The 11812-nt window shown below is 40.8% G+C and carries 10 protein-coding genes and 1 pseudogene; 1 reads left to right on the top strand and 10 read right to left on the bottom strand.

All coding sequences use genetic code 11. From position 1 onward, the window contains the following. The 10 genes and pseudogenes from HMPREF2991_RS11190 to HMPREF2991_RS05090 all read right to left on the bottom strand — a co-directional run. Positions 1 to 1685, bottom strand: a pseudogene (locus tag HMPREF2991_RS11190) (cell wall anchor protein); the annotation flags it as partial. Positions 1686 to 1801: 116 nt separating this feature from the next. Continuing rightward, positions 1802 to 2923 (bottom strand): SH3 domain-containing protein, encoded by a 1122-nt coding sequence (locus HMPREF2991_RS05130; protein WP_070569563.1) that lies wholly within the window; start codon positions 2921 to 2923, stop codon positions 1802 to 1804. Positions 2924 to 3013: 90 nt separating this feature from the next. After that, entirely contained in the window at positions 3014 to 3289 is a 276-nt protein-coding gene (locus HMPREF2991_RS05125; RefSeq protein ID WP_001278166.1) for a Veg family protein, read from the bottom strand. A gap of 1 nt (position 3290) precedes the next feature. Next, complete coding sequence (gene dnaB / locus HMPREF2991_RS05120) at positions 3291 to 4643, bottom strand: replicative DNA helicase (protein WP_070569566.1); 1353 nt, start codon at positions 4641 to 4643, stop codon at positions 3291 to 3293. 43 nt (positions 4644 to 4686) lie between these two features. After that, positions 4687 to 5139, bottom strand: a complete 453-nt coding sequence (gene rplI, locus HMPREF2991_RS05115; RefSeq protein WP_000864211.1) for a 50S ribosomal protein L9 — start codon at positions 5137 to 5139, stop codon at positions 4687 to 4689. Then, the gene (locus HMPREF2991_RS05110) at positions 5136 to 7109 is read right to left on the bottom strand and encodes a DHH family phosphoesterase (RefSeq protein WP_070569569.1); all 1974 of its coding nucleotides are present in this window, start codon (positions 7107 to 7109) and stop codon (positions 5136 to 5138) included. The genes rplI and HMPREF2991_RS05110 overlap by 4 nt, the downstream gene beginning before the upstream one ends. Positions 7110 to 7265: 156 nt before the next feature. Further along, on the bottom strand, positions 7266 to 8444 hold the full coding sequence (locus HMPREF2991_RS05105) for an acetyl-CoA C-acetyltransferase (RefSeq protein ID WP_008284495.1): 1179 nt from the start codon (positions 8442 to 8444) through the stop codon (positions 7266 to 7268). 81 nt (positions 8445 to 8525) lie between these two features. Then, positions 8526 to 9074 (bottom strand): ribosome hibernation-promoting factor, HPF/YfiA family, encoded by a 549-nt coding sequence (hpf, locus tag HMPREF2991_RS05100; protein ID WP_000599114.1) that lies wholly within the window; start codon positions 9072 to 9074, stop codon positions 8526 to 8528. Between the two features lie 79 nt (positions 9075 to 9153). Continuing rightward, positions 9154 to 9816 (bottom strand): ComF family protein, encoded by a 663-nt coding sequence (locus HMPREF2991_RS05095; RefSeq protein ID WP_000995709.1) that lies wholly within the window; start codon positions 9814 to 9816, stop codon positions 9154 to 9156. After that, on the bottom strand, positions 9813 to 11111 hold the full coding sequence (locus HMPREF2991_RS05090) for an ATP-dependent helicase ComFA (RefSeq protein ID WP_000867705.1): 1299 nt from the start codon (positions 11109 to 11111) through the stop codon (positions 9813 to 9815). Before HMPREF2991_RS05090 ends, HMPREF2991_RS05095 begins: the two co-directional genes overlap by 4 nt. A gap of 56 nt (positions 11112 to 11167) precedes the next feature. Here HMPREF2991_RS05090 and HMPREF2991_RS05085 point away from each other — a divergent pair, with 56 nt between their 5' ends. Beyond that, entirely contained in the window at positions 11168 to 11803 is a 636-nt protein-coding gene (locus HMPREF2991_RS05085) for a YigZ family protein (protein WP_070569573.1), read from the top strand. Positions 11804 to 11812: the final 9 nt, after the last annotated feature.

Below are 11812 nucleotides of genomic sequence, written 5' to 3'. Positions count from 1 at the left end.
GTCACCTGATCACTGTCTTCTGCTAAGAAATCTGCCAACAAGTCAGACGCTTCAATGTCACCTTCTTCGATAGCTTTCAAGATAGCATCCTTGCCAATCACTTCTTTAGCTGCCTTAATCGCTGCTTCCTTATCAGTGATAGTAGCATCCTTGTTGATGTCGTTGATGGTTGATTTTTCGATACCTTCAAGAGTTGAAAGCAATTCTGTTCGAACTTTTGCTGCTTCTTCCGCTGCTTCCTTATCTGCTGCAGCCAGTTTAGCTTGGTCTTGACTTGAAAGTTGAGATTGAGTTTTTGCTTCAGCCGGTGTCACCTGATCACTGTCTTCTGCTAAGAAATCATCTAGCAAGTCGGACGCTTCGATATCTCCATCTTCGATAGCTTTCAGGATAGCATCTTTGCCAATCACTTCTTTAGCTGCCTTAATCGCTGCTTCCTTATCAGTGATAGTAGCATCTTTGTTGATGTCGTCGATGGTTGATTTTTCAATTTTTTCTAGGGTAGCGATTAAATCTGAGCGAACTTTTGCTGCTTCTTCCGCCGCTTCCTTGTCCGCTGCAGCCAGTTTAGCTTGGTCTTGACTTGAGAAATCTTCTTGGCTCGTCGCTTCGGCTGGTGTCACCTGGTCACTGTCTTCTGCTAAGAAATCATCTAACAAATCTGACGCTTCGATATCGCCTTCCTCGATAGCTTTCAAGATGCCGTCTTTGCCAATCACTTCTTTAGCCGCCTTAATCGCTGCTTCCTTATCAGTGATAGTAGCATCTTTGTTGATGTCATCGATGGTTGATTTTTCAATTTTTTCTAGTGTAGCGATTAAATCTGAGCGAACTTTGGCTGCATCAACCTGAGCCTCTTTATCAGCTTCGTCTAGCTTAGCTTGGTCTTCATCTGTGAATTCTGATACAGGTTCAGCTGCCGTTTTGTGCTCTCTTGTATCTGCTGGCCAGTCTACAATAACATCACCAATCTCCAAATCCTCATCTGCGATAGCCTTCAAAAGATCTTCTTTACCAATCTCTTCTTTGGCTTCTTTGATAGCCGCTTCTTTATCGGTGATTGAAGCGTCTTTTTTAATGTCTTCAATTACAGCATTTTCAAGAGATGCTAGGGCTTGAACCAGAGCATCCGTCGCTTGAGAAACTTGTTCTTTGGCATCTTTTTTAGCCTGGTCTAGTAGAGCCTTCTCCTCAGTAGATAATTTTTTATTAGTTTGAGCTTCAGGACCTGTTACCACAGCCTTATCTTCTGCACCTTCTGGCAATTCAGCGATGATATTATCTAGGCTGAGCTCTCCAGACTCAAGAGTGTCTGAAATATACATCTTACCGATATATTCCTTCACAGCTTCAGTTGCAGCCTCTTTGTCCTCAATTGCTTCCTTATCCTTAATATCACTAATAGCCTGTTCCTCAAGTTCATCCAAAGCCTTCATCAACTCTTCTTTGGTCATTTTAGCTGGATTTGTCGCACCAGGATTAGCTGGACTAGCGTTTTCTGATCCCTTTTCAGTTTGAGCACCGCTCTCCCCTTCTGTTCCAGCTTGTGGTTGTGCAGGAACAACTGCCTGCTCTTCTGCTTTCCCTTCATCTGCCTTAACTACTGAAGGCTGTGAAACGAGTACACTAGCACCCAATACAGCTGCACTTGCTAAACTTGTTAAAATAACTTTCTTCTTGTCCATTAGACAAAGCCCCTTTTATAGTTTTTAATGTTATTATATTATACTATTTAAAGAACGTCAACTAATTCGATATCCATTTTAAAATTTTATGAACAAGAAGAAAGCTTGTATGATGTTTAAGAAACACTTCCTATCCTTACCCCATCACTGTCTAGTCTGTAGCCATCAATAATCGTATTAACAGCTAAGGCTCCCGAAGCATCGACATAGTAATGTTTCCCCGAGACTTGGAACCATTGACTAGCTTTCATCCGGCCAGATTCCTCTAAGTAATACCAAGTTCCCTTGTCTTTAAGCCAGCCCGTCTGCATCTCACCCGAAGCCTTTAGATAATACCAGTGAGAGCCATCCTTAATCCAGCCAGTTGACATGGCCCCATTTTCTTTTAAATGATACCAATTGCTGTTAACTTTTTTCCATCCTGTCGCCAGCTTACCATTCTCTCGGTAATACCAACTCCCTTCTTCTTTTTTCCACCCATTCTCTGTATTGCTTAACTTTTCATACTGCACATATCTTCTAGAACCACTGTAGGATAGATAGCCGAGCCACTTATATCCATCCTTTTCAAGAACTTGATCATAACTCACACTCTCACCAGCATAATAGTAGTCAATAACATGTCCTGTACTTGACGGTTGGTCCATAATAGGTGATTTCCCCGTGAACACTATTGTCCCGCTGGACGGAAGCTCTGAGCTACGAGCATTCTCACCCGCACTATGGCTAGCAGATAAATCCCTGAAATGAATAAAACCTGTCATCGAACTAGCCTTGACTTTTCGACGGTTATACTTTTCTCGAACCCCATAATTATACTCTTCGATCTCAATCGTATCCCCTGATACATTTGATACCCAGGCCACGTGCCCATAATAACCTTCTGTCGACCAAGCAATAGCCCCAACTTCTGGCTTAGTATCCACACGGTAGCCTTCTCGCCTTGCACGATGTCCCCATTCATTTGCATTTCCATAGGCAGGGGGAATCTCAAAGCCATTTACACTACTCAAACGAAAGGCCGCAAAAGAGGTACACTGGCGAGAATACATCCGCCACTGATCGATTTCAACACTACCATTTTTGTAGTGAAGCGGATAATCATCTCCACGCGCTACACTATCGGCTTGAACCGATTCTCCACCAAACAAAAAGGTACTCGTAACGAACAAAGTAGCCAGCCCTACACTCAACTGAGTACATCTACTCTTCTTAACTCCTGATTTAAAAAACGTCATTCATTCTCCTTAATAATATAAATTTCCGAGGTTACCCTCGTTTATACTATTCGAGAGAAAAAGAAAAAAGTGAGCAAAGCTCACTTCATTTTAAGATTCTTGGTCTAGATAGCGAATCAAGTTCTTTTCTGTCAAGATATCTGAGTAGGTGAAGGATTCGACATAGACATTGGCCTGTTTGTCTCCCTCAACATCCCCAAATTCAACGATAAATAGAGATGGATACACCTCAATTAGCTTACCCAATCTATTTTTTTGGCGCTTACGACCATTCTCCAAAGTCATTTCAACGACTTGTCCCTCATGTGCCTTGATCTCTTCTTTGATTTTTTTCATCTTGGCTACATCTGTAAATGCATCTGACATTTTATGCCTCCCTCTTTGAGATACTTGAAAATTTATTGTATTCTTTTTGGAAAATCAATTCCACCGTTCCACGAGCTCCACTACGGTTTTTCTCGATGATAACCTCTACCTTGTTATTTGGAATTCCTTCCTCTTCTTCACCTGCACGATCGTAGTAGTCGTCACGGTACAGAAAGGCTACGATATCCGCATCCTGCTCGATAGAACCCGATTCACGAATATCAGACAAGACTGGCCTCTTATCCTGACGCTGTTCCACACCACGAGATAACTGACTGAGAGCAATGACTGGAACCTTTAGCTCCTTAGCTAGGATTTTCAACTGACGAGAAATTTCAGAGACTTCTTGTTGGCGGTTCTCACGACCAGTCCCTGTAATAAGCTGTAGGTAGTCGATCAAAATCAAGCCTAGATTGCCTGTTTCTTGAGCCAGTTTACGTGAACGCGAACGAATTTCCGTGATCCGAATCCCTGGCGTATCATCGATATAGATACTCGCGTTGGCTAGGTTCCCTTGAGCAATGGTATATTTTTGCCACTCCTCATCAGTCAATTGACCAGTACGAATAGAATGAGACTCCACCAAACCTTCTGCTGCTAGCATACGGTCTACTAGGCTTTCTGCACCCATTTCCAGTGAAAAGATGGCTACCGTCTTGTCCAACTTGGTCCCGATGTTCTGAGCAATATTCAAAGCAAAGGCCGTCTTACCAACCGCTGGACGCGCCGCTAGGATAATTAACTCCTCCTCATGGAGACCTGTCGTCATATGGTCCAAATCACGGTAACCCGTTGCAATACCAGTGATATCCGTTGTTTGTTGTGACCGAACTTCTAGGTTCCCAAAGTTGATATTTAGAATATCTCGGATGTTCTTGAACCCACTACGATTGGCGTTTTCGCTAACATCAATGAGCCCCTTTTCAGCCTGAGCAATGATTTCATCTGCAGGCTTAGAAGCCTCATAGGCTTGGTTGACAGACTCTGTCAACTTGGAAATCAAGCGACGTAGCATAGCCTTTTCAGCTACGATTTTAGCATAATATTCCGCATTAGCTGAAGTTGGTACAGAGTTGACAATTTCAACAATGTAAGACAAGCCACCAATATTTTGGAGATCCCCTTGACTATCCAAAATCGTCCGAACTGTCGTCGCATCAATCGCTTCCCCACGATCCGACAAGTCTATCATCGCTTGGAAAATCAACCGATGAGCATATTTAAAGAAGTCACGAGAATCAATATATTCTCGGACAAAAACGAGCTTACTCTCATCTATAAAAATAGCCCCCAAAACAGATTGTTCTGCCAAAATATCCTGAGGTTGAACTCGCAGTTCCTCTACTTCTGCCATCCGACTTTCCTTCCTTTTACAATCTTGTCAAGAAGTTGTAAACTTAACCTTCTTTTACACGAAGATTGATGACACTTGTAACATCTTGATAGATCTTCACTGGTACATCAATCAAACCTACTGCTCGAATTGGTGCTTGCACTTGAATATTGCGTTTATCAATCTTAATACCAAACTGCTTTTGCAATTCTTCTGCAATCTTCTTATTGGTGATTGAGCCAAATGTACGGCCATCTGGTCCAACCTTTTCAACAAACTCTACAACCGTTTCTTCTGCTTCAAGCTTAGCCTTGATAGCCTTTGCTTCAGCAATCATTTCAGCATGAGCCTTTTCTTCTGATTTTTGTTTTCCACGCAACTCACCCACTGCTTGAGCAGTTGCTTCCTTGGCCAAATTCTTTTTAATCAGGAAGTTTTGAGCATAGCCAGTTGGCACTTCCTTAATTTCACCTTTTTTTCCTTTTCCCTTAACATCTGCTAAAAAGATTACTTTCATTCTTCTTTCTCCTTTTCCTTTAGTTCTTCCAAGATTAGTTGAGTCAATTTTTCTCCTGCTTCCGACAAACTCATATCCTCGATTTGCGCGGCAGCTAGATTAAAGTGACCTCCACCACCCAGCTCTTCCATAATGCGTTGCACATTGATTTTACTACGACTTCGAGCCGAGATGGAGATAAATCCTTGTGTATTTTTTGCCAGAACGAAACTAGCCTCAATACCAGACATAGCCAACATAGCATCAGCAGCCTTACTGATAACAACTGTGTCATAAGACATTGAGTCCTTAGCTTGGGCAATCAAGATATCTGAACCCAACTTACGACCTTGTAAAATGAGTTCATTTACCTCACGGTACTCTTCAAAATCTGTCGCAGCAATCTCCTGGATAGCAATACTGTCACTTCCCCGTGTTCTCAGATAGCTAGCCACATCAAAGGTTCGGCTCGTCACGCGAGATGTGAAATTCTTGGTATCCAGCATCATACCAGCCATCAAAACACTGGCCTGCATACGACTCAAACGATTCTTCTTAGAATTTTGGAACTGAATCAATTCTGTGACCAACTCACTGGCACTACTTGCTCCACTTTCAATATAGGTGATGACTGCATTCTCAGGGAAATCCTGATCACGTCTATGATGGTCAATAACAATGGTTTGAGTGAACAAATTATAAAAATCTTTTGACAAGGTCAAAGCCGTCTTGGAATGATCCACCAGAATCAATAATGAACGGTTTGTAACTAACTTCATCGCATCTGTAAGAGATAAAAGTTTCGTGACATCTTCCTTCTTCAAGAACTGAATAGCACGTTTGATATCTGCTGGCATATGGTCTGCATCATAGACAGCATAACTGTTCTCAATAATATTACTTGCAAACAACTGCATACCAACAGCAGAGCCCAAAGCATCCATATCTAGATTTTTATGACCGACTACAAAAACTTGGTCAACACTTCGAATCTTATCAGAAATGGCTGTCATCATGGCTCTGGTACGTGTACGAGTACGTTTGATAGATGCAGCAGTCCCTCCACCAAAGTAGACAGGATTCTTGGTTTCGTTATTTTCCTTGACCACCACCTGGTCACCACCGCGAACTTCTGCTAAGTTCAAGTTGAGCAAGGCAATTTTCCCTATCTCTTCATGGTTTCCATCACCATAAGAAAATCCCATACTTAAGGTTAGGGCCAGCTGCCTCTGTTTTGATTCTTCTCGGAAAGTATCAATAACGGAGAATTTATCATTCATCAATTCCTCTAGTACCGTGTAATCTGTGAATACATAAAAACGATCCATCCCCACACGGCGAGAAAACATAGCATACTTACTAGCAAATTCTGAAACAAAATTAGCTACAAAGCTATTGATATGGCTGATATCAGAGTCAGATGTCGCATCCTCCAAATCATCATAGTTATCTACTGAGATGACTCCAATGACTGGACGGCTAGTTACCAATTCGACAGTTGCTTCGTACTCCCCAGAAACATCAAAGAAATACAAAACACCCGAAGCCTTGTCCATATGAACAGCATATCGTGTTTCGCCCAAGGTAGCATACGAACCTGGATTCCCAACAGAAGCCTTGATGATGGTTTGAATTAACTCAACATCAATTTCGCCTTCTTCAGTAGTTAAAATCAGCTCAGCATAGGGATTAAACCATTCCACTTCTCCACTTGATAAGTCTAATTTCAGTACTCCCACCGGCATTTGATCAAGCAAAGTACTCAAGCTATTTTCGGCTTGGTGATTTACATATTGGATTTGTTCAATTTCGCTCTTTTCATACTGTTTTTTTTGCCAAACGAATAAAAGCAAATAAAGCAGTACAAATAAAAACAAAACAGTGATTGTTACAGCAAGATTATGTGAAAAAATAATCAGCAAAGTTAAGATTCCGAAAGTTGCAAGTCCTAGCAAGACTGCAGAAAACGGGATTAAATTATTTTTTTTCATTCTAAACCTCTTGCGCATTATTATATCACAAATGCCCTTAAAAAGCGACCCTTTAAAAGATGCAAGCCCTTCTTTCATGATTGATTTCTCTAACTTCAGACACAAAAGGAGGAGGGGATCATCACCCTCCTACCCACGTGTTCAGATCACTAACACCTAACGTTCCACGATAAGGGCAGTCCCCATCCCTCCTCCGATACAGAGAGTTGCTAACCCAGTTTTAGCATCTCGTTTCATCATCTCATGTACCAGCGTTACTAGGATACGGCAACCGGAGGCCCCAATTGGGTGACCAAGAGCAATGGCGCCACCATTGACGTTGACAATATCTGTGTTGAAACCAAGTGTTTTACCAACTGCACAAGCCTGGGCAGCAAAAGCTTCATTTGACTCAATCAAGTCGAGATCTTCAACTGTCAAATTGCCTTTTTCAAGAGCCTTGCGAGTCGCATAAATCGGTCCACATCCCATCATCTTAGGATCCAAACCTGCACTTGCATACGAACGAATGCGGGCAATCACTGAAAGTCCTAATTCTTCAGCTTTTTCAGCACTCATGATTAAGACAGCTGCTGCCCCGTCATTGATTCCTGAAGCATTTCCCGCTGTGACAGAACCGTCTTTTTTGAAAATAGGACCTAGCTTAGACAAACTCTCCAAGCTAGCATCTTTTCTAGGATATTCATCTGTATCAAAAACGATAGGATCGCCTTTGCGTTGAGGAATGACAACTGGAATAATCTCTTCTTTAAAGCGGCCAGATTCTATAGCTGCAACTGCTCGTTTTTGTGACTCTAAAGCAAGAGCATCTTGCTCTTCTCGACTGATGCCATATTCTTCAGCCACATTCTCGGCTGTAATTCCCATATGGTATTCGTTAAAGGCATCAGACAAACCATCCTTAATCATGGTATCTACCACTTTCGAATCTCCCATACGACCACCCCAACGGAAACTTGGCAAAACGTATGGAGCCTGACTCATGTTTTCTGCACCACCAGCTACGATAATATCTGCATCGCCACATCGAATCGCTTGAGCAGCCAACTGCACGGCCTTCAAACCGGAACCACAAACCTTATTGATGGCAAAGGCTGGTGTAAATTCAGGGAGTCCTGCATGAACGCTCATTTGACGAGCTACGTTTTGACCTAAACCTGCGCCTAGGACATTCCCCATAATCACTTCGTCTACCTGCTCTGGTTTGACATTGGCTTTTTCCAAAGCACTCTTAATAACCAAAGCTCCCAAATCAACAGCTGAAACATTCTTCAAACTTCCTCCAAAGGAGCCTATTGGAGTTCGCACTGCTGAAACAATCACCACGTCTTTCATAACTGCCCCCATTTATACCTTTTATAATAATGCAATATAAAAATGGTTTACACTGGTGTAAACCACTTTAAAAATTCTATTTTATGATTCTTTTACTTCTAACAAACCAACTTCACCATCTTCACGGCGATACAAAACATTAGTTGTTTGATCTTCTACATCTACATAAATAAAGAAATCATGTCCCAATAAATCCATTTGAAGAAGGGCTTCTTCTAAATCCATTGGCTTCAAATCAATTTGTTTTGAACGAACGACTTTGGGTTGCACAACATCTGCATCTTCAACTAGAGCATCTGTAAAGAGTTGACTTGTCGCAACTTTACTTTTATTCTTACGTTCGATTTTAGTTTTATTTTTACGAATCTGACGTTCAATTTTATCTGTTACAAGATCGATAGAACCATACATATCTTGGGAAATATCTTCAGCACGAAGAGTGATAGATCCAAGTGGAATTGTTACCTCAACCTTTGCTGTTTTTTCACGGTAAACTTTCAAGTTCACACGTGCATCCAACTCCTGCTCAGGTTGGAAATACTTTTCGATCTTTTCGAGTTTAGAAACTACATAATCACGAATTGCTTCTGTTACTTCTAGGTTTTCACCACGGATACTATATTTAATCATATAAGTACCTTCTTTCTAAACATTTTTGTTTTTCTAACTATATTATAACGCTTTCATTTTCATTTTGCAAATTTTTTCCTCATCTTACAAGGGAAAAAGTTTTAACTTCCAAAGCACCTGCTTCTTCCAAAAGTCGTTTCACACGATTCACAGTTGCCCCTGTTGTATAGATGTCATCAATCAGCAAAATCTTCTTAGGAAGTGAGATTCCATCTTTAATAAAAAATGGAATTTCAGTAGCTAACCTTTCCAAACGGCTTTTAGAAGAACTAGCGCTCTCTTCTCTTTTTCCTAATATATCTTTAAAAGAAAAGCCTGCTGCCTCAACCAAACCTTCAACCTGGTTAAATCCCCTCTCAAGCAATCTTTCAGGACTTAGGGGAATCAAAACAAATTGATAACCTCTATACTTTTTCAACTCCTCAGCAAGAACAGAAGCAAAAACTTTTCTAAGCAAAAAATCGCCATCAAACTTATATCGACTGAAAAAGTCTTTCATAGCTTGATTATAGGTAAAGATTGCCTTATGATCAACCTGAATTCCTTCTTTACACCAAAGTTTACAATCTTGACACTTAGTTGACATGCCTTTTTTCATACAGTTTGGGCAATAATTCTCACCAATCTTCTCAAAACTAGAAGCACAAGCTGAGCAAAGATAACTGCAGTCATCTTTTAAAATGAAGAGACTGCTAAAAGTCAGTTCACTCTTTGTAGTCTGGTCACATAGTAAACAGTTCATAACCCTGCCTCCTTGTTCATCTGCTTGATTTCCTTGATTGCCTTTTTGATGGAAGCATTTAATCCATCATGAAAGAAGAGCAACTCACCAGTTGGTCTATCCATACTGCGTCCAACTCGCCCTCCAATCTGAATCAAACTAGACTTGGTAAAGAGACGATGATTAGCTTCTACTACGAAAACATCTACACAAGGGAAGGTAACTCCGCGTTCCAATATTGTCGTACTGATCAGTATCGTCAACTCTCCATCTCGAAAAGCTTGCACCTGCTCTAATCGATTTTCTGTGACAGAAGATACAAAACCAATTTTCTCATCTGGGAAATACACCTGTAGTGTTTCTTTTAGTTTTTCGCCTTTCTTAATCTCTGATGTAAAAATTAGCAATGGATAACCTGTTCTTCTCTGTTTCTCAATATAAGTCTTTAACTTGGTTGATAACTGGCTTTTCTCTAAACAGCGATTAAAATCCGATAACCAGACTGGTTTAGGAATAATCAAAGGATTTCCATGAAACCGTCTCGGCAAGCTTAATCGTTTTAATTCTCCTGTGCGAACCTTCCTATCTAACTCATCTGTAGAAGTTGCTGTAAGGAATATCCTCAATCCATCCTCCTTTACACTATTCTTTACAGCATAGTAAAGCATAGTGTTGTCAACATAAGGAAAGGCATCTACCTCATCCACTATCAACAAATCAAAAGCATGATAAAATTTTAATAACTGATGAGTTGTTGCAATTACTAAGGGAGTTCGAAAATAGGGCTCTGATTCGCCATGGAGTAGCGCTATATCGCAAGCAAAGTCATTCTGCAGTCGCTTATACAGTTCTAAACATACATCAATTCGAGGACTGGCCAAACAAACTGCACCACCATCATCAATCACTTTAGCTACAACTTGATAGATCATCTCTGTCTTTCCAGCTCCTGTCACAGCATGAACTAAAGTCGGTTCTTTCTTTTCGACTGCTCGAATCAACCCCTCTGATACCTTTTCCTGAAAAGGGGTTAACTGACCACACCATTTGAGAACATCTTGCTTAGGAAAATCTTCCTGCGGAAAATAGTACAAAGCTTGATCACTCCTGACTCGCTTCATCAGCAAACACTCCCTACAATAGTAGGCACCAATAGGCAAATACCATTCTTCTAGAATCAAACTATTACAACGTTGACAAAACAGTTTCCCCTTCTCTTTTCTCATTGCTGGCAGTCTCACTGCTTCCTGTCGTTCTTCTTCCGTTAATTCTTTCTCAGTAAACAAGCGACCGAGATAATTTGGATTTACTTTCATACTTTAATATTCGTAAAAATATAGCGCTTTAGGTAATTTTTTAGTACAATTAAATCATGGAATTTAGAACAATTAAAGAGGATGGGCAGGTCCAAGAAGAAATCAAAAAATCACGCTTTATCTGTCATGCCAAGCGTGTCTATAGTGAAGAAGAAGCTCGTGACTTTATCACTGCTATCAAAAAAGAACACTACAAAGCCACCCATAACTGCTCTGCTTTTATTGTAGGGGAACGCAGTGAGATCAAGCGTACGAGTGATGATGGCGAACCTAGTGGTACTGCTGGAGTCCCTATGCTTGGCGTCTTAGAAAATCATAATCTTACCAATGTCTGCGTAGTAGTTACTCGTTACTTTGGTGGAATTAAGTTAGGCGCTGGAGGTTTGATTCGTGCTTACGCAGGTAGTGTGGCCTTGGCTGTCAAAGAAATTGGCATTATTGAAATCAAAGAACAGGCTGACATAGCCATTCAGATGTCTTACGCTCAGTATCAAGAATATGGCAATTTCCTTAGAGAGCATCATCTCATGGAGCTGGATACAAACTTTACAGATCAAGTTGATACAATGATTTATGTTGATAAGGAAGAGAAAGAAAATATTAAGTCTGCTCTTGTAGAGTTTTTTAATGGAAAGGTTACTTTAACAGATCAAGGTTTACGAGAAGTTGAAGTTCCTGTAAACTTAGTGTAAATAAAGGAG

This window comes from Streptococcus sp. HMSC072D07 (assembly GCF_001814835.1).
Classification (GTDB): Bacteria; Bacillota; Bacilli; order Lactobacillales; family Streptococcaceae; genus Streptococcus.
Note: the sequence above shows the minus strand (reverse complement) of the source record. Positions and strands in the feature narration are given on the sequence as shown.